Origin of the sequence: Streptomyces sp. NBC_00442 (assembly GCF_036014195.1) — a bacterium.
Classification (GTDB): domain Bacteria; phylum Actinomycetota; class Actinomycetes; order Streptomycetales; family Streptomycetaceae; genus Streptomyces.
Genome location: NZ_CP107918.1, coordinates 2,879,296 through 2,895,665 on the forward strand (window position 1 = coordinate 2,879,296; position 16,370 = coordinate 2,895,665).

Genomic DNA, 16,370 nt, shown 5'->3' on the forward strand with positions numbered 1-16,370 from the left:
CTCATCGCGTGAGAACGACCTAGCCAATACGCATAACAAACCAGAAGACTACCCGGGCGCACCCCGGCGGGTCAAAACCGCCCGGCGCCACCTGCCCGGGTTCGCCCCTCACGGCCTCTGGCCTGCGCGAACGTCTAGCGCGCCCGCTCCACGCGGCGCTCGTCCCACACCGGCTCCGGCGTCTCGCGCACCACTCCGTCCGAGCCGAAGACCAGATAGCGGTCGAACGACTTCGAGAACCAGCGGTCGTGCGTGACCGCGAGCACCGTCCCGTCGTACGACTCAAGACCGTCCTGGAGCGCCTCGGCCGACTCCAGGTCCAGGTTGTCCGTCGGCTCGTCGAGCAGCAGCGCGGTGGTGCCGGCCAGCTCCAGGAGCAGGATCTGGAAGCGGGCCTGCTGGCCTCCCGAGAGCTTCTCGAAGGGCTGGTCGCCCTGCCGCTCCAGCTCGTAACGGCGCAGGACCGACATCGCGGCCCCGCGGTCCTTGGCGTGCTCGCTCCACAGGATGTCGACGAGGGTCCGCCCGAGCAGCTCGGGGTGGGCGTGGGTCTGCGCGAAGTGCCCGGGAACGACGCGCGCCCCCAGCTTCCAGTTCCCCGTGTACGCCACCGACGGGTCCCCCGCGAGCATCCGCAGGAAGTGCGACTTCCCGGAGCCGTTGGAGCCGAGGACCGCGACCCGCTCGCCGTAGAAGACCTCCAGCGAGAACGGCTTCATCAGACCGGTCAGCTCAAGGTTCTCGCAGGTCAGGGCGCGCACACCGGTACGGCCGCCGCGCAGCCGCATGGTGATCTCCTGCTCGCGCGGCGGCTCCGGGGGCGGCCCCGCGTCCTCGAACCGCTTGAAGCGCGTCTGCATCGCGTGGTAGCGCGACGCCATGTCGGGGCTGATCGCGGCCTGGTTGCGCAGCCGCAGGACCAGCGCCTTCAGCCGGGCGTGCTCCTCGTCCCAGCGCCGCTTGAGCTCCTCGAAGCGCGCGAACCGCTCGCGCCGGGCCTCGTGGTACGTGCCGAATCCGGCGCCGTGCACCCACACGTCCGTCCCCGCCGGGCTCGGCTCCAGGCTCACGATCCGCTCGGCGGCCCGCGAGAGCAGCTCCCGGTCGTGCGAGACGAACAGGACGGTCTTGCGGGTCTCGCGCAGCCGCTCCTCCAGCCAGCGCTTGCCCGGCACGTCCAGGTAGTTGTCCGGCTCGTCCAGGAGCAGCACCTCGTCGGGCCCCCGAAGCAGCGCTTCGAGCACGAGTCGCTTCTGCTCGCCGCCGCTGAGCGTGCGTACCTCGCGGAACTGGGCCTTGTCGTACGGCATCCCGAGCGCGGCCATGGTGCACATGTCCCACACCGTCTCGGCCTCGTACCCGTGCGCCTCGGCCCAGTCGCTGAGCGCCTGCGCGTAGCGCATCTGCGCGGCCTCGTCGTCGACCGTCATGATCAGGTGCTCGGCCGCGTCGACCTCCGCGGCGGCCTCCTTGATCCGCGGCTGGGCCACGGAGACCAGCAGGTCACGCACGGTCCGCTCGTCGCGCACCGAGCCGACGAACTGCGGCATCACCCCGAGCCCGCCGCTCACGGTCACCGAGCCGCCGTGCGCCTGGAGCTCGCCGGAGATGATCCGGAGCAGCGTCGTCTTGCCGGCTCCGTTGGCGCCGACCAGGGCCACCACCGAGCCCTCCGCCACCCGGAACGACGCGTCGCCGAGCAGCACCCGCCCGTCCGGCAGGTAGTACTCCAGGTGTGCAGCCTCTAGATGTCCCATGCTGCGGATTGTCGCCCAGTCCCTACCCCCCTGAACAATCGAATTAGGATGCGCGGCATGAGCTTTGGGCAAGGGGGACCCGGGTGGGGCCCGGGGGATCAGCAGACACCGGACTGGGCGGCCCTGGCCGACGCGTCGGCCACACGCAACCGGCGCCGCAAGTGGCTGTACATCGGCGGCGGCGCGCTCGCCACGGCGGCGGTCGTCGCGGTGGTGGCCACCGTCATCGTCACCGCGGGGTCCAAGGACGACGGGAAGTCCGCGAGCGCGCTGCCCTCTCCCCCGGCGCTGCCCAGCGACAGCGCCCACCCGCAGCCCTCGTTCTCCAAGGTGGCCCCGCCGCCACCGCCCAACCCGCACGACTTCATATCCGACGCGAAGAAGGACACGGCCCCGCTGAGCGTCGACACGCTCTTCCCCGGCAAGTCCCTGACGGCGGGCGACCGTACGTACACCAAGGGCGCCACCGCCCGGACCGCCAACTGCGCCTCCGCCACCCGCGGTTCGCTCGGCTCCACCCTGACCGCCGACGGCTGCGACCAGGTCTTCCGGGCCACCTACGTGCGGGACGGCGTCGCGGTGACCATCGGCGTGGCCACCTTCCCGACCGAGGCCAAGGCGCTGCACGCCAAGCAGCAGGCGGGCATCGGCCTCGCCCCGCTGGCCGGCTCGGGCGTCCCCGGATTCTGCGACGGCGGCCACGCGGTCTGCCGCAACCTGTTCAACTCCTACGGCCGGTACGCCTACTTCAGCATCAGCGGCTACACCAACGGCAAGAGCGTCACCAAGGACGACAAGAACGCCTTCGCCGCGGGCGACGACCTGGCCGAATTCACCTTCCGTCAGATCGTCGCCCGCGGCCAGTCCGAAGCCCAGGCAGCCGCGACGGCCCCGGCGGGGTGACGGTTCCCGTCAGCAGCACCCGCCCGCAGCCCGGCCCGAACTCCCGGGCAGCGTACGGACGTTGCGTGCCTCCTTGCTGCGCGCGGCCAGCAACGCGTCGGCCGGGTAGCCGACTTCCTCCAGGGTGAGGCCGTGCGGCTTCACCACGTGGACGGAGGAGTCGCGCACCGCGGCCGCGAGGACCGCGCCGGGCCACTCCACGGCCCGGTGCCCGTCGCCCACGTGCAGGAGCGCACCCACCAGGGAGCGCACCATGTTGTGGCAGAAGGCGTCCGCGCGCACGGTCGCCGTGACGATCCCGTCGTCGCCGCGCACCCAGGACAGCTCCTGAAGCGTACGGATCGTGGTGGCGCCCTCGCGCTTCTTGCAGTACGCCGCGAAGTCGTGCTCGCCCAGCAGCGGCGCGGACGCCGCGTTCATCGCGTCGACGTCCAACTCCCAGTCGTGCCACAGCACATGACCGCGCAACAGCGGGTCGACGCCGCCCACGTCGTCCGTCACCCGGTACGCGTACCGGCGCCAGATCGCCGCGAACCGCGCGTTGAACCCGCTCGGCGCCTCGGCCACCCGCCAGATCCGGACATCGTGCGGAAGCCGCCCGGCCAGGCGCCGCAGCAGCTTCTCGCGGTGCTCGGCCCACACCTGCTCGGGCAGGTCCACGTGCGCGACCTGGCCGCGCGCGTGCACCCCGGCATCGGTGCGGCCGGCGACCGTCAGGGCGTACGTCACGTCCGACCGGGTCACCGTGCGCAGCGCGTCCTCGATCTCGCCCTGCACGGTCCGGCGGCCGAGCGGCTGCCGGGCCCAGCCGGAGAAGTCCTTGCCGTCGTACGACAGGTCAAGACGCACCCGGACGTGGCCGGGCTCCACCTCATCGCTCACGTAAGCGTTCCTCTCAGAGCATCCACACAGCGGAACGGGCCCGCCCCCCGAAGGGAACGGGCCCGTCCACAGCCTTCAAGAACGCTTACGCGTCCTTGGCCTCGTCGTCGGCCGGCTTGGTGTCCTCGGCCTTGGCCTCGGACTCCTTGACGGCGCGCACGGTGGCGGCCTCGGCCTCGGCGACGGTCGCCTTCTTGGCGATCTCGCCCTCGACCAGCTCGATCACGGCCATCGGCGCGTTGTCACCACGACGGTTGCCGATCTTGGTGATACGGGTGTAGCCACCCGGACGCTCCTCGTAGCGGGGCGCGATCTCGGTGAAGAGGGTGTGGACGATGCCCTTGTCGGTGATCGTCTGCAGCACCAGGCGACGGTTGTGGATGTCGCCCTTCTTCGCCTTGGTGATCAGGCGCTCGGCGACGGGACGCAGGCGACGGGCCTTGGCCTCGGTCGTCGTGATCCGGCCGTGCTCGAAGAGCGACTTCGCCAGGTTGGCGAGGAGCAGCTTCTCGTGCGCGGCGCTGCCGCCGAGACGAGCACCCTTTGCGGGACGCGGCATGGTGATTCTCCTAGTGATCTGCACCGGCCGTACGAGGTACCGATGTCAGTGTCCGAGCAGGCGGTTACCTGTCGGAGATCCAAGCCCCCGAAGGGGCTTGGAAGGGGCGCGGGGAAGAGTCGATGTGCGACTCCGTCGCGTGGGCGCGCCCAGCCGGAGCCGGGCCCGCAGAAGCAGTACAGCCTCCCCGCGGAGCGTCTTAGTACTGCTCGGTCTCCACGAAGCCGGCGTCGGCATCGTCGTCCGCGCCGAACGCGTCGGCCGCGGCGGTCGGGTCGAAGCCGGGAGGCGAGTCCTTCAGCGCGAGGCCCATACCGGCCAGCTTCGCCTTGACCTCGTCGATCGACTTCGCACCGAAGTTGCGGATGTCGAGCAGGTCCGCCTCGGAGCGCGCCACGAGCTCACCCACGGAGTGGATGCCCTCGCGCTTGAGGCAGTTGTACGACCGAACGGTGAGCTCGAGCTCCTCGATCGGCAGGGCGAGATCGGCGGCGAGGGCGGCGTCCGTCGGGGACGGGCCCATGTCGATGCCCTCGGCGTCGATGTTGAGCTCGCGCGCCAGGCCGAACAGCTCGACCAGGGTCTTACCGGCCGACGCCATGGCGTCACGGGGACGCATGGCCTGCTTGGTCTCGACGTCGACGATCAGCTTGTCGAAGTCGGTGCGCTGCTCGACACGGGTCGCCTCGACCTTGTACGTGACCTTGAGCACCGGGGAGTAGATGGAGTCGACCGGGATGCGGCCGATCTCCTGGCCCAGCTGCTTGTTCTGCACCGCGGAGACGTAGCCGCGACCGCGCTCGACGGTCAGCTCCATCTCCAGCTTGCCCTTGCCGTTGAGCGTGGCGAGCACCAGGTCGGGGTTGTGCACCTCGACACCGGCCGGCGGGGCGATGTCAGCAGCGGTGACCAGGCCGGGACCCTGCTTGCGCAGGTACATCACGACCGGCTCGTCGTGCTCCGAGGAGACGACCAGCTGCTTGATGTTCAGGATGAGGTCGGTGACGTCCTCCTTGACGCCCGGCACGGTGGTGAACTCGTGCAGGACACCGTCGATCCGGATGCTGGTGACAGCGGCACCGGGGATCGAGGAGAGGAGCGTACGACGCAGGGAGTTGCCGAGCGTGTAGCCGAAACCGGGCTCCAGGGGCTCGATGACGAACCGCGAGCGGTACTCGTCAACAACCTCTTCGGTCAGCGAAGGGCGCTGAGCGATAAGCATGGGGAGATCCTTCAGTCATGGGCACCCACTATTTGATGCCCTGCTGGGTACTGCGTACTGCAAGGGTACGGGCGGCACGGCCCGAATGAGCCGTACCGCCCGAGCCTTCAAGGCAATCCTTGAAGCAGCCGTGCGTCAGACGCGGCGGCGCTTCGGGGGACGGCAGCCGTGCTGCGATATCCCGGGGGATAACCCCCGGACCCCCAGCCGACCGCCGAGCCGATGCCCAGCCGTGCGTCAGACGCGGCGGCGCTTGGGCGGACGGCAGCCGTTGTGCGGCGTCGGGGTGACGTCCTGGATCGAACCGACCTCGAGGCCAGTGGCCTGGAGGGAGCGGATCGCGGTCTCGCGGCCGGAGCCCGGACCCTTGACGAAGACGTCAACCTTGCGCATGCCGTGCTCCTGCGCGCGGCGGGCGGCCGACTCGGCGGCCATCTGCGCGGCGAACGGAGTCGACTTGCGGGAGCCCTTGAAGCCGACGTGGCCGGCGGACGCCCAGGAGATCACGTTGCCCGAGGGGTCCGTGATCGAGACGATGGTGTTGTTGAACGTGCTCTTGATGTGCGCGTGGCCGTGAGCGACGTTCTTCTTTTCCTTGCGGCGCACCTTCTTGGCAGCGCCCTGACGACCCTTGGGGGGCATGTCTTACTCCAGATGGAGGGGAGGTGATCGGTCCTACAGCGAAGACCGCTGAAAAGCGTCCGCTGTGGACTACTTCTTGCCCGGCTTCTTCTTACCGGCGATGGCGCGACGCGGGCCCTTGCGGGTACGAGCGTTCGTGCTGGTGCGCTGGCCGTGGACCGGCAGACCACGACGGTGACGCAGACCCTGGTAGCAGCCGATCTCGACCTTGCGGCGGATGTCGGCGGCGACCTCACGGCGAAGGTCACCCTCGGTGCGGAGGTTGGCGTCCACGTACTCGCGGATCTTGACCAGGTCCTCTTCGGCCAGGTCACGAACGCGGGTGTTGGGGTTCACGCCGGTCGAGGCGAGGATCTCCTTGGACCGGGTACGCCCGATACCGAAGACGTAGGTGAGTGCGATCTCCACGCGCTTTTCGCGCGGGATGTCGACACCGGAAACGCGTGCCATTTACTGGCTCCAGTTGTTTTCGGGGGTCTTCCACAGCACCGCTCCCGACCGCCGTACTAGGTACGTTTCGGGTCCCCGGCCCCCGCCGGAGGTGTCACCAGCCGGGGAAACCGGCCAGGTGGGCGCTGCGTATGTACGTTTGCTCGCGTCGCTCGAAGAACTGCGGAGTGCAGGTCGGTCGGCGTGCGTCAGCCCTGGCGCTGCTTGTGGCGCAGGTTGTCGCAGATGACCATGACCCGGCCGTGACGGCGGATCACCTTGCACTTGTCGCAGATCTTCTTGACGCTCGGCTTGACCTTCATGGGATGTCAGGTTCTCCGGGTCAGTGCCACCGCCGCCCGTAAAGGCGACGTGGGCAAGATCTACTTGTACCGGTAGACGATCCGGCCACGCGTCAGGTCGTACGGAGAGAGCTCCACCACGACCCGGTCATCCGGGAGGATACGGATGTAGTGCATCCGCATCTTGCCGCTGATGTGCGCGAGGACTTTGTGACCGTTCTGAAGTTCCACCTTGAACATGGCGTTCGGGAGGGACTCGATCACGGTGCCCTCGATTTCGATGGCACCTTGCTTCTTGGCCACGCTTCGCCTTTCGAATCGGCTACCTTGATCGACTCCCGCAGCCGTGTGTGGACACACGGGTACACGAGAGCCGACGCATCAGTCTACGACAGGCCACTCGAAAAGACGAATCCGGGGAGTTTGCCCGCCATCGTAGATCCTTAAGCGGCCTGACGTACGTGTCTGGCACAGCGGGTCGCGCGCGCTCAGCCCAGCGGGTCCGGCGCCGTCGTGACCCCGTACTCCGCCAGCTTCGCCCTGCCACCGTCCGGCATCGTCAGAACCAGCGGACCACTTTCCGTCAGCGCCACCGAATGCTCCCAGTGCGAGGACCACGAACCGTCCGTCGTGATGACGGTCCAGTCGACCTATCCCCCACGCCGCTCTCGCGGGCTCGGCGCCGGGGCGCCTCACAAGCTTCGAGCCGGCTGCGCCGGCCTCCGGCCGGCAACCCCTCAGCCCAGCGGGTCCGGCGCCGTCGTGACCCCGTACTCCGCCAGCTTCGCCCTGCCACCGTCCGGCATCGTCAGAACCAGCGGACCACTTTCCGTCAGCGCCACCGAATGCTCCCAGTGCGAGGACCACGAACCGTCCGTCGTGATGACGGTCCAGTCATCCTCCAGGACCTCCGTGCGGGCAGTGCCGAGGGAGACCATCGGTTCGATCGCGAGGCAGAAGCCGGGGATGAGCTTCGGGTTGTGGCGGCCGAGCATGCGGCGCTTGTCGACGTAGTTCAGGAGGTGCGGGTCCATGTGCATCTCGGACCCGATGCCGTGGCCCCCGTAGTCCTCGACGATCCCGTACTTGCCGGTCGAGGGGCGCGGCTGGCGCCGGATGTACGACTCGATCGCGCGCGAGACGTCGACGAGCTTGTTGCCCTTCTTCACCGCGGCGATGCCGGCCCACATCGATTCCTCGGTGACCCGGGAGAGCTCGATCAGCTCGGGCGCGTGCCCGGAGCCCACGAACGCGGTGTACGCGGCGTCGCCGTGCCAGCCGTCGATGATCGCGCCGGCGTCGATGGAGATGATGTCGCCGTCCTTGAGGACGGTCTTGTCGTCCGGGATGCCGTGCACGACGACCTCGTTGACCGAGGTGCAGATCGTGGCGGGGAACCCGCCGTACCCCAGGAAGTTCGACTTCGCGCCGTGCTCGGCGATCACCTTGCGGGCGACCTCGTCCAGGTCCTTCGTCGTGGACCCGGGCACCGCGGCCTCGCGGGTGGCGGCGTGGATCGCGGCGACGACCAGCCCCGCCTCGCGCATCTTCGCGATCTGCTCGGGGGTCTTGATCTCCACCATGTGCGGCTCACGCCTTTCTGGACGGCTACGGGTCACCCACAACGATACGGCGTCCCCGGTCGCGCCCGGATCCCCATGGGCTCGCCTCCAGCTGCGGCCAGCGCGCAGTTCCCCGCGCCCCTAAAACCCCGGTCCGCCTTCGCGTGCGGGCGCGAGCCCGTACGTGCTTGCCCGCGCAGTTCCCCGCGCCCTAAACCCGCCTTCGTCCGCGGACCGTGCCCGCGTCTCGCGCAGTTCCCCGCGCCCCTCAGGTATCCGGTGCCGGCCAGCATGGACATCCTCAGCCCGTCATGGGGGTCCCCCCTGGCCCTTAAGGCCTTGGGGGAGATTGAGGACGAGCGCCCTTCAGGCGCGAACGGGGTCTGGGGCAGAGCCCCAGGGAGCCGAGCCTCTCAACTCCCCGCACGGGCGGGTGGGTGGGAAAACGCGCGATACGGGGTCTGGGGCGGAGCCCCAGGGAAGTGGCCAGGGACGCGAAACGGCCGCGGCACCCCCCGTGAGGGGCACCGCGGCCGCAAGCAGCACGCACCGACCGCGAGAACTACGCCGCTTCGCGACGCAACGCGTCCATCGCCTTCTGAGTGACCGCGTTCACCTTGCCGAGCGCGGTGATCGTGATGACCAGCCCCTGCGCCCGGTAGTAGTCGATGATCGGCTCGGTCTCGCTGTGGTAGACCTCGAGCCGCTTGCGCACGGTGTCCTCGGTGTCGTCAGCGCGCTGGTACAGCTCACCGCCGCACTTGTCGCAGACACCGTCCTGCTGCGGGGCGTTGTACGCCACGTGGAAGACGTGCGCGCTGTCCTTGCGGCAGATCCGCCGGCCGGCGATCCGCTTGACGACCTCGTCCTCCGGGACTTCCAGGTCGAGCACCGCGTCGAGCGTGACGCCGTCCGCCTTCAGTACCTTGTCGAGCGCCTCGGCCTGCACCACGTTGCGCGGGAAGCCGTCGAGCAGGAAGCCGTTCTCGGCGTCCGGCTCGGCCATGCGGTCCTTGGCCATCCCGATGGTGACCTCGTCCGGCACCAGCTGGCCGTCATCCATGAAGGCCTTGGCAGCCTTGCCCAGCTCCGTGCCCTGGCTGATGTTGGCACGGAAGAGGTCGCCCGTGGAGATGTGCGGGATCGCCAGGTTCTGGGCAAGGAACGCGGCCTGCGTTCCCTTGCCTGCACCGGGCGGTCCGACGAGGACGATTCGCATCAGCGGAGGAACCCTTCGTAATTGCGCTGCTGAAGCTGGCTCTCGATCTGCTTAACGGTTTCCAGACCCACACCCACGATGATCAGGATGCTCGTCCCGCCGAGCGGGAAGCTCTGGACGCCGCCGAAGATGATCAACGCCATTGTCGGTACGAGCGCGATCAGCCCCAGATACAGCGACCCCGGCCAGGTGATCCGGTTGAGTACGTAGCTCAGGTACTCAGCGGTCGGTCGGCCAGCCCGGATGCCCGGGATGAAGCCACCATACTTCTTCATGTTGTCGGCGACTTCCTCGGGGTTGAACGAGATCGCCACGTAGAAGAACGCGAAGAAAACGATCAGCAGGAAGTAGCTGACGATGTAGTAAGGATGGTCGCCCTTGGTCAAATTGTCCTTGACCCAGGTCGCCCAGCCGGCCGTCGAGTTCGAGAACTGGACGATCAATGCCGGGATGTAGAGCAGCGACGAGGCGAAGATGACGGGGATCACACCGGCCTGATTGACCTTCAGCGGAATGTAGGTCGAGGTTCCGCCGTACGACCTGCGGCCGATCATGCGCTTCGCGTACTGCACCGGGACGCGCCGCTGTGCCTGTTCGACGAAGACCACGAGCCCGACCATGACCAGGCCCACCAAGAGCACGGTGCCGAACTCGATCCAGCCGCCGGCCAGGTGGCCCTGCTTCTTGATGGCCCACAGGGAGCTCGGGAAGCTGGAAGCGATCGAGATGAACATCAGGATGGACATGCCGTTGCCGATGCCGCGGTCGGTGATGACCTCACCGAGCCACATGACACAGGCGGTACCGGCGGTCATCGTGATGACCATCGTGATGGTGGTGAAGATCGAACGGTTCGGGATGATCTCGGTGGCGACCTGGCACCCGTTGAAGAGGGCGCCGCTGCGGGCCGTGGCCACGAGACCGGTGCCCTGGAGGATCGCCAGCGCCACGGTCAGATAACGCGTGTACTGCGTGATCTTCGCCGTGCCCGCCTGGCCCTCCTTCTTGAGGGCTTCCAGGCGCGGGATCACCACGGTCAGCAGCTGCAGAATGATGCTCGCCGTGATGTACGGCATGATGCCGAGCGCGAAGATCGTGATCTGCAGCAGCGCGCCGCCGCTGAACATGTTCACCAGGCCGAACAGACCACTGTTCTGCTGAGCCTGGTCCACACAGGTCTGCACGTTCTTGTAGTTCACGCCGGGCATCGGCACATGCGTGCCGAGCCGGTAGATCACGATGATGCCGAGTGTGAAGAGCAGCTTCTTGCGCAGGTCAGGCGTCTTGAACGCCTGGGCGAACGCGGTGAGCACGGTGCCTCCTGCGACCCCCGCGCACGTGCGTCAGGGTGACGGTCTTGAGGTTCGACGAATAAGGGATTGAAGGTCTTGATCTGCCAAAAATCCGTGCCGTAGCCGTCCAGGCACACAGCACGGAACTTAGACAGTGCACGCCACCTTACCGGCGACCGTGCCCCCCTAGGAACGACCAACCGGGGATGCCCCATTTGAGAGGCATCCCCGGTCGGATGTTCAAGCCATCAAGCTGTCTCAGACGAGCTCGGTGACGGTGCCGCCGGCGGCGGCAATCTTCTCCTTGGCGGAGCCGGAAACGGCGTCAACCGAAACCTGCAGCGCCACGGAGATCTCGCCCTGGCCCAGGACCTTGACGAGGCTGTTCTTGCGAACCGCGCCCTTGGCGACCAGGTCGGCCACCGTGACCTCTCCACCCTCGGGGTAGAGAGCGCCGAGCTTGTCCAGGTTCACGACCTGGAACTCGGTGCGGAACGGGTTCTTGAAGCCCTTCAGCTTCGGCAGGCGCATGTGGAGGGGCATCTGGCCACCCTCGAAGCGCTGCGGAACCTGGTAGCGGGCCTTCGTACCCTTGGTACCACGACCTGCGGTCTTACCCTTGGACGCCTCACCACGACCCACACGGGTCTTGGCGGTCTTGGCGCCCGGAGCAGGACGGAGGTTATGGGCCTTCAGCGGGCTGTTCTCACCCATGTCAGTCGACCTCCTCAACCGTCACGAGGTGGCGGACGGTCTGCACCATGCCGCGGAACTCGGGGCGGTCCTCCTTGACAACCACGTCGTTCAGGCGCTTGAGCCCGAGCGAACGCAGGGTGTCGCGGTGGTTCTGCTTGCTGCCGATGTACGACTTCGTCTGCGTGATCTTGAGGCGGGCCATTAGACACCCGCTCCCGCACGAGCACGGAGCAGAGCCGCGGGGGCGACGGCCTCGAGGGGCAGACCGCGGCGGGCCGCGATCTCCTCGGGACGCTGCAGGCCCTTGAGGGCCGCCACGGTCGCGTGCACGATGTTGATCGCGTTGGAAGAGCCGAGCGACTTCGACAGGATGTCGTGAACGCCGGCGCACTCCAGAACGGCGCGCACCGGGCCACCGGCGATAACACCGGTACCGGGGGCGGCCGGCTTCAGAAGCACGACGCCCGCGGCACGCTCGCCCGTGATCGGGTGAGGGATCGTGCCCTGGATGCGCGGAACCTTGAAGAAGTTCTTCTTGGCTTCCTCGACACCCTTGGCGATGGCCGCGGGAACTTCCTTGGCCTTGCCGTATCCGACACCTACGGTGCCGTCACCGTCGCCCACCACGACCAGCGCGGTGAAGCTGAAGCGGCGACCACCCTTGACAACCTTGGCAACGCGGTTGATCGCGACGACGCGCTCAACGTAAGCGGTCTTCTCGGCGGCAGCGCCACCGTCGCGACCCTTCCGGTCCCGCCGCTCGCCGCCACCGGCACCGCTTCCGCGGCGCTGGGGTCCAGCCATTGGATTTACCTCTCTCTGTTACGTCCGTTAGTCCCGGAACCGGGGCTTAGAACTTCAGCCCGGCTTCGCGGGCGGCGTCAGCCAGAGCGGCAATGCGCCCGGCGTACCTGTTGCCACCACGGTCGAACACGACGGTCTCGACGCCGGCGGCCTTGGCGCGCTCGGCGACCAGGGCGCCGACCGACTTGGCCTGCGCGGACTTGTCGCCCTCGCCACCACGGATCGACGCGTCCAGAGTCGACGCCGACGCCAGGGTGTGACCCTTGAGGTCGTCGATGACCTGAGCGGTGATTCCGCGGTTGGAACGCGTCACGACGAGGCGCGGACGCTCCGCCGTACCCGACACGTGCTTGCGGATGCGGACGTGGCGACGTGCCTTGGCGGCACGCTTGTAAGCGTCGCCCTTGGCGATCTTCACACCGTATGCCATGGCTTACTTACCAGCCTTTCCGACCTTGCGGCGGATGACTTCGCCGGCGTACTTGACACCCTTGGCCTTGTACGGGTCGGGCTTCCGCAGCTTGCGGATGTTCGCGGCGACCTCGCCGACCTTCTGCTTGTCGATGCCCTCGACCGAGAACTTCGTGGGCGACTCGACCTTGAAGGTGATGCCTTCGGGGGCCTCGACGGTGATGGGGTGGCTGTATCCCAGCGCGAACTCCAGAGTGGAGCCCTTCGCCTGGACGCGGTAACCGACACCGCTGATTTCGAGCGCCTTGATGTACCCCTGGGTCACACCGGTGATCATGTTGGCCACCAGCGTGCGGGACAGGCCGTGCAGGGCCTTGTTCTGACGCTCGTCGTTGGGGCGGGTGACGTTCAGAACGCCGTCCTCACCCTTCACGATCTCGATGGGAGCCGCAACAGCGTGCGTGAGGGAACCCTTGGGGCCCTTCACGTGGACCGTGCGGCCATCGATGGTGACGTCCACACCGGCGGGAACCTGGATGGGGAGCTTGCCGATTCGCGACATTGCTTTTCCTCCGTTCCCGACTACCAGACGTAGGCGAGGACTTCCCCACCTACGCCCTTCTTGCCTGCCTGCTGGCCGGTGAGCAGACCGTGGGACGTGGAGATGATCGCCACGCCCAGGCCGCCGAGCACCTTCGGCAGGTTGGTGGACTTCGCGTACACACGCAGACCGGGCTTCGAGATCCGCTTGATGCCCGCGATGGAGCGCTCACGGTTCGGCCCGAACTTCAGCTCGAGGACGAGGCTCTTGCCGACTTCGGCGTCCTCGACCTTCCAGCCAGTGATGAAGCCCTCCTGCTGGAGGATCTCCGCGATGTGCGACTTGATCTTGCTGTGCGGCATCACGACGGAGTCGTGGTACGCCGAGTTAGCGTTGCGCAGACGAGTGAGCATGTCTGCGATCGGGTCAGTCATGGTCATGAATCGGCCTTCGGCCTCTCTCGCCGCGGTTTCCTGTATGCGCCATCCCTCTCCCCACTCAGTGGCGGGACGGGTGCGGTGCGGGGACCTACGGCGTAGTAAGTCGTTATGGGCGGCGGACGCCCAACCCCACAAGCCTACGGCATGGGGAGTCGGGCCTCCGCCGACCAGATACTTACCGAGAGCGTCCGGAAATTCCCAAGTCCCTAAGGACAGCGGGGAATTACCAGGAGCTCTTGGTCACGCCCGGCAGCTCGCCACGGTGAGCCATCTCACGGAGGCACACGCGGCACAGGCCGAACTTGCGGTAAACGGAGTGGGGACGACCGCAACGCTGGCAGCGCGTGTAACCGCGCACACCGAACTTGGGCTTGCGGGCAGCCTTCGCGATGAGAGCCTTCTTCGCCATCTCGCTTACGCCTCCTTGAAGGGGAAGCCGAGGTGACGAAGGAGGGCGCGGCCCTCGTCGTCGTTGGTCGCCGTGGTGACCACGGTGATGTCCATACCCCGGGTACGGTCGATCTTGTCCTGGTCGATCTCGTGGAACATGACCTGCTCCGTGAGACCGAAGGTGTAGTTGCCACGGCCGTCGAACTGCTTCGGCGACAGACCACGGAAGTCACGGATACGCGGCAGCGCGAGCGACAGCGTACGGTCCAGGAACTCCCACATGCGGTCACCACGGAGGGTGACGTGGCAGCCGATCGGCTGACCCTCGCGCAGCTTGAACTGCGCGATGGACTTGCGGGCCTTGGTGACGGCCGGCTTCTGTCCGGTGATCGTGGTGAGGTCGCGAACCGCGCCGTCCATCAGCTTGGAGTCGCGGGCGGCGTCGCCCACACCCATGTTGACCACGATCTTCACGAGGCCGGGGATCTGCATGACGTTCTCGTACGAGAACTCGTCACGCAGCTTGCCCGCGATCTCCTCGCGGTACTTCGTCTTGAGACGCGGAGTGGTGGTGGTAGCCATCAGATGTCCTCACCCGTCCGCTTGGCAACGCGGATCTTGTTGCCCTCGTCGTCGAAGCGGAAACCGACGCGGGTAACGACCTTGTTGCCGTCCTTCTCCACGACGAGCTGAACGTTGCTCACGTGGATCGGGGCCTCGGTCGTCACAATGCCACCGGTCTGCGAACCGCGAGCGGTCTGGCCGGCCTTGGTGTGCTTCTTGACCCGGTTGACACCCTCGACCAGGACGCGGTCCTCGCGGGGGAAGGCCGCGATGACCTTGCCCTGCTTGCCCTTGTCCTTACCGGTGATGACCTGAACCAGGTCGCCCTTCTTGATCTTCATGCTTACAGCACCTCCGGCGCGAGCGAGATGATCTTCATGAACTTCTTCTCGCGCAGCTCCCGGCCCACCGGGCCGAAGATGCGGGTGCCGCGGGGGTCGCCATCGTTCTTGAGGATGACGGCCGCGTTCTCGTCGAAGCGGATGTACGAGCCGTCCTGACGACGACGCTCCTTGACGGTGCGCACGACGACAGCCTTGACGACGTCGCCCTTCTTCACGTTGCCACCGGGGATCGCGTCCTTGACGGTAGCGACGATGACGTCACCGATACCCGCGTAGCGGCGACCGGAGCCACCGAGCACACGGATGCAAAGGATTTCCTTCGCACCAGTGTTGTCGGCGACGCGCAGTCGCGACTCCTGCTGGATCACGTCTATCTCCTGATCGTCTGCCGGTTCCCGGCGGGGGCCACGGACCTCTTACGAGGTGCGGCCCCCACCGAGCCTGGCGGAACCACTCTGAGGGAAACCCCCCAGAGAATTTCCTTACTTGGCCTTCTCGAGGATCTCGACGATGCGCCAGCGCTTGCTCGCCGACAGCGGACGCGTCTCCATGATGAGGACGCGGTCGCCGACGCCGGCAGCGTTCTGCTCGTCGTGCGCCTTGAGCTTGTTCGTACGGCGGATGACCTTGCCGTACAGCGCGTGCTTCACACGGTCCTCGACAGCGACGACGACGGTCTTGTCCATCTTGTCGCTGACGACCAGACCCTCACGGGTCTTGCGGAAACCGCGCGCTTCAGTCGTCTCAGTCACATTCTTCTCGCTCATCAGGCGCTCTCCACCGTCTCGATGCCCAGCTCGCGCTCGCGCATCAGGGTGTAGATCCGGGCGATGTCCTTACGGACGGACTTGAGCCGACCGTGGTTCTCGAGCTGGCCCGTCGCCGCCTGGAAGCGGAGGTTGAACAGCTCTTCCTTGGCTTCGCGGAGCTTGTTGAGGAGCTCCTCGTCGCCCAGCTCGCGCAGTTCGGACGCCTTGGTTCCGGCCGACATCACGCCTCACCTGCCTCGCGCCGGACAATGCGGCACTTCATCGGGAGCTTGTGAGCGGCTCGCGTGAGCGCCTCACGAGCAATCTTCTCGTTCGGGTAGGACAGCTCGAACATCACCCGGCCCGGGTGAACGTTCGCGACCCACCACTCCGGAGAACCCTTACCGGAACCCATGCGGGTCTCGGCAGGCTTCTTCGTCAGGGGGCGGTCCGGGTAGATGTTGATCCAGACCTTGCCGCCACGCTTGATGTGGCGGGTCATCGCGATACGAGCCGCCTCGATCTGGCGGTTGGTCACGTACGCCGGCGTGAGGGCCTGAATGCCGTACTCGCCGAACGCAACCGTCGTACCACCCTTGGCCATACCGCGGCGCTTGGGGTGGTGCTGCTTGCGGTGCTTGACCCTACGGGGGATCAGCATT

General features: G+C 67.1%; 25 protein-coding genes and 1 pseudogene. 1 reads left to right on the plus strand and 25 read right to left on the minus strand.

Annotated features, from left to right (window positions below; genetic code table 11):
• Positions 1 to 134: 134 nt before the first annotated feature.
• On the minus strand, positions 135 to 1,757 hold the full coding sequence (locus tag OG432_RS12850; RefSeq protein WP_328310922.1) for an ABC-F family ATP-binding cassette domain-containing protein: 1,623 nt from the start codon (positions 1,755 to 1,757) through the stop codon (positions 135 to 137).
• Positions 1,758 to 1,814: 57 nt separating this feature from the next.
• Here OG432_RS12850 and OG432_RS12855 point away from each other — a divergent pair, with 57 nt between their 5' ends.
• The gene (locus OG432_RS12855) at positions 1,815 to 2,660 is read left to right on the plus strand and encodes a hypothetical protein (protein WP_328310925.1); all 846 of its coding nucleotides are present in this window, start codon (positions 1,815 to 1,817) and stop codon (positions 2,658 to 2,660) included.
• A 9-nt stretch (positions 2,661 to 2,669) separates the two neighbouring features.
• On the opposite strand, the gene truA is transcribed toward OG432_RS12855, so the two are convergent.
• The 24 genes and pseudogenes from truA to rplP all read right to left on the minus strand — a co-directional run bounded on the left by truA (position 2,670) and on the right by rplP (position 16,369).
• Positions 2,670 to 3,542: a tRNA pseudouridine(38-40) synthase TruA gene (gene truA, locus OG432_RS12860; protein ID WP_328310927.1), complete on the minus strand. Its 873-nt coding sequence runs from the start codon at positions 3,540 to 3,542 to the stop codon at positions 2,670 to 2,672.
• Between the two features lie 85 nt (positions 3,543 to 3,627).
• Complete coding sequence (gene rplQ, locus OG432_RS12865) at positions 3,628 to 4,101, minus strand: 50S ribosomal protein L17 (RefSeq protein ID WP_328310929.1); 474 nt, start codon at positions 4,099 to 4,101, stop codon at positions 3,628 to 3,630.
• A 199-nt stretch (positions 4,102 to 4,300) separates the two neighbouring features.
• On the minus strand, positions 4,301 to 5,323 hold the full coding sequence (locus OG432_RS12870) for a DNA-directed RNA polymerase subunit alpha (RefSeq protein WP_010473911.1): 1,023 nt from the start codon (positions 5,321 to 5,323) through the stop codon (positions 4,301 to 4,303).
• 237 nt (positions 5,324 to 5,560) lie between these two features.
• Positions 5,561 to 5,965, minus strand: a complete 405-nt coding sequence (rpsK, locus tag OG432_RS12875) for a 30S ribosomal protein S11 (protein WP_003956432.1) — start codon at positions 5,963 to 5,965, stop codon at positions 5,561 to 5,563.
• Between the two features lie 69 nt (positions 5,966 to 6,034).
• Positions 6,035 to 6,415 carry a 30S ribosomal protein S13 gene (gene rpsM / locus OG432_RS12880; RefSeq protein ID WP_053727621.1) on the minus strand — a complete coding sequence of 127 codons (381 nt, stop codon included), beginning with the start codon at positions 6,413 to 6,415 and terminating at the stop codon, positions 6,035 to 6,037.
• 188 nt (positions 6,416 to 6,603) lie between these two features.
• Positions 6,604 to 6,717: a 50S ribosomal protein L36 gene (gene rpmJ, locus OG432_RS12885; RefSeq protein WP_003956441.1), complete on the minus strand. Its 114-nt coding sequence runs from the start codon at positions 6,715 to 6,717 to the stop codon at positions 6,604 to 6,606.
• A 60-nt stretch (positions 6,718 to 6,777) separates the two neighbouring features.
• On the minus strand, positions 6,778 to 6,999 hold the full coding sequence (gene infA, locus OG432_RS12890) for a translation initiation factor IF-1 (RefSeq protein ID WP_003956442.1): 222 nt from the start codon (positions 6,997 to 6,999) through the stop codon (positions 6,778 to 6,780).
• A 185-nt stretch (positions 7,000 to 7,184) separates the two neighbouring features.
• Positions 7,185 to 7,343 (minus strand): annotated as a pseudogene (locus tag OG432_RS12895) (type I methionyl aminopeptidase); the annotation flags it as partial.
• Positions 7,344 to 7,433: 90 nt separating this feature from the next.
• Positions 7,434 to 8,279: a type I methionyl aminopeptidase gene (map, locus tag OG432_RS12900; RefSeq protein WP_328310933.1), complete on the minus strand. Its 846-nt coding sequence runs from the start codon at positions 8,277 to 8,279 to the stop codon at positions 7,434 to 7,436.
• A 541-nt stretch (positions 8,280 to 8,820) separates the two neighbouring features.
• Entirely contained in the window at positions 8,821 to 9,477 is a 657-nt protein-coding gene (locus OG432_RS12905; protein WP_328310935.1) for an adenylate kinase, read from the minus strand.
• Positions 9,477 to 10,790, minus strand: a complete 1,314-nt coding sequence (gene secY, locus OG432_RS12910) for a preprotein translocase subunit SecY (RefSeq protein WP_328310937.1) — start codon at positions 10,788 to 10,790, stop codon at positions 9,477 to 9,479. Before secY ends, OG432_RS12905 begins: the two co-directional genes overlap by 1 nt.
• 237 nt (positions 10,791 to 11,027) lie before the next feature.
• Positions 11,028 to 11,483 carry a 50S ribosomal protein L15 gene (gene rplO, locus OG432_RS12915; RefSeq protein ID WP_328310939.1) on the minus strand — a complete coding sequence of 152 codons (456 nt, stop codon included), beginning with the start codon at positions 11,481 to 11,483 and terminating at the stop codon, positions 11,028 to 11,030.
• Position 11,484: 1 nt separating this feature from the next.
• The gene (rpmD, locus tag OG432_RS12920) at positions 11,485 to 11,667 is read right to left on the minus strand and encodes a 50S ribosomal protein L30 (protein ID WP_053682614.1); all 183 of its coding nucleotides are present in this window, start codon (positions 11,665 to 11,667) and stop codon (positions 11,485 to 11,487) included.
• On the minus strand, positions 11,667 to 12,269 hold the full coding sequence (rpsE, locus tag OG432_RS12925) for a 30S ribosomal protein S5 (protein ID WP_267055816.1): 603 nt from the start codon (positions 12,267 to 12,269) through the stop codon (positions 11,667 to 11,669). Before rpsE ends, rpmD begins: the two co-directional genes overlap by 1 nt.
• A gap of 46 nt (positions 12,270 to 12,315) precedes the next feature.
• Entirely contained in the window at positions 12,316 to 12,699 is a 384-nt protein-coding gene (rplR, locus tag OG432_RS12930; RefSeq protein WP_100578126.1) for a 50S ribosomal protein L18, read from the minus strand.
• A gap of 3 nt (positions 12,700 to 12,702) precedes the next feature.
• The gene (gene rplF, locus OG432_RS12935; RefSeq protein ID WP_328310944.1) at positions 12,703 to 13,242 is read right to left on the minus strand and encodes a 50S ribosomal protein L6; all 540 of its coding nucleotides are present in this window, start codon (positions 13,240 to 13,242) and stop codon (positions 12,703 to 12,705) included.
• 20 nt (positions 13,243 to 13,262) lie between these two features.
• The gene (gene rpsH, locus OG432_RS12940) at positions 13,263 to 13,661 is read right to left on the minus strand and encodes a 30S ribosomal protein S8 (protein ID WP_328310945.1); all 399 of its coding nucleotides are present in this window, start codon (positions 13,659 to 13,661) and stop codon (positions 13,263 to 13,265) included.
• Between the two features lie 223 nt (positions 13,662 to 13,884).
• Positions 13,885 to 14,070, minus strand: a complete 186-nt coding sequence (locus tag OG432_RS12945) for a type Z 30S ribosomal protein S14 (protein WP_003948630.1) — start codon at positions 14,068 to 14,070, stop codon at positions 13,885 to 13,887.
• Between the two features lie 5 nt (positions 14,071 to 14,075).
• On the minus strand, positions 14,076 to 14,633 hold the full coding sequence (rplE, locus tag OG432_RS12950; protein WP_267055814.1) for a 50S ribosomal protein L5: 558 nt from the start codon (positions 14,631 to 14,633) through the stop codon (positions 14,076 to 14,078).
• Positions 14,633 to 14,956, minus strand: coding sequence for a 50S ribosomal protein L24 (rplX, locus tag OG432_RS12955; RefSeq protein ID WP_053727612.1), 324 nt, complete (start codon positions 14,954 to 14,956; stop codon positions 14,633 to 14,635). The genes rplE and rplX overlap by 1 nt, the downstream gene beginning before the upstream one ends.
• Before the next feature lie 2 nt (positions 14,957 to 14,958).
• A complete protein-coding gene (rplN, locus tag OG432_RS12960; RefSeq protein ID WP_053727611.1) occupies positions 14,959 to 15,327 on the minus strand; it encodes a 50S ribosomal protein L14 in 369 nt (122 codons plus the stop codon).
• Positions 15,328 to 15,441: 114 nt separating this feature from the next.
• The gene (rpsQ, locus tag OG432_RS12965) at positions 15,442 to 15,726 is read right to left on the minus strand and encodes a 30S ribosomal protein S17 (protein ID WP_100578124.1); all 285 of its coding nucleotides are present in this window, start codon (positions 15,724 to 15,726) and stop codon (positions 15,442 to 15,444) included.
• Positions 15,726 to 15,950, minus strand: a complete 225-nt coding sequence (rpmC, locus tag OG432_RS12970; RefSeq protein WP_003966952.1) for a 50S ribosomal protein L29 — start codon at positions 15,948 to 15,950, stop codon at positions 15,726 to 15,728. Before rpmC ends, rpsQ begins: the two co-directional genes overlap by 1 nt.
• Positions 15,950 to 16,369 carry a 50S ribosomal protein L16 gene (rplP, locus tag OG432_RS12975; protein WP_053727610.1) on the minus strand — a complete coding sequence of 140 codons (420 nt, stop codon included), beginning with the start codon at positions 16,367 to 16,369 and terminating at the stop codon, positions 15,950 to 15,952. Before rplP ends, rpmC begins: the two co-directional genes overlap by 1 nt.
• Between the last annotated feature and the right edge of the window lies 1 nt (position 16,370).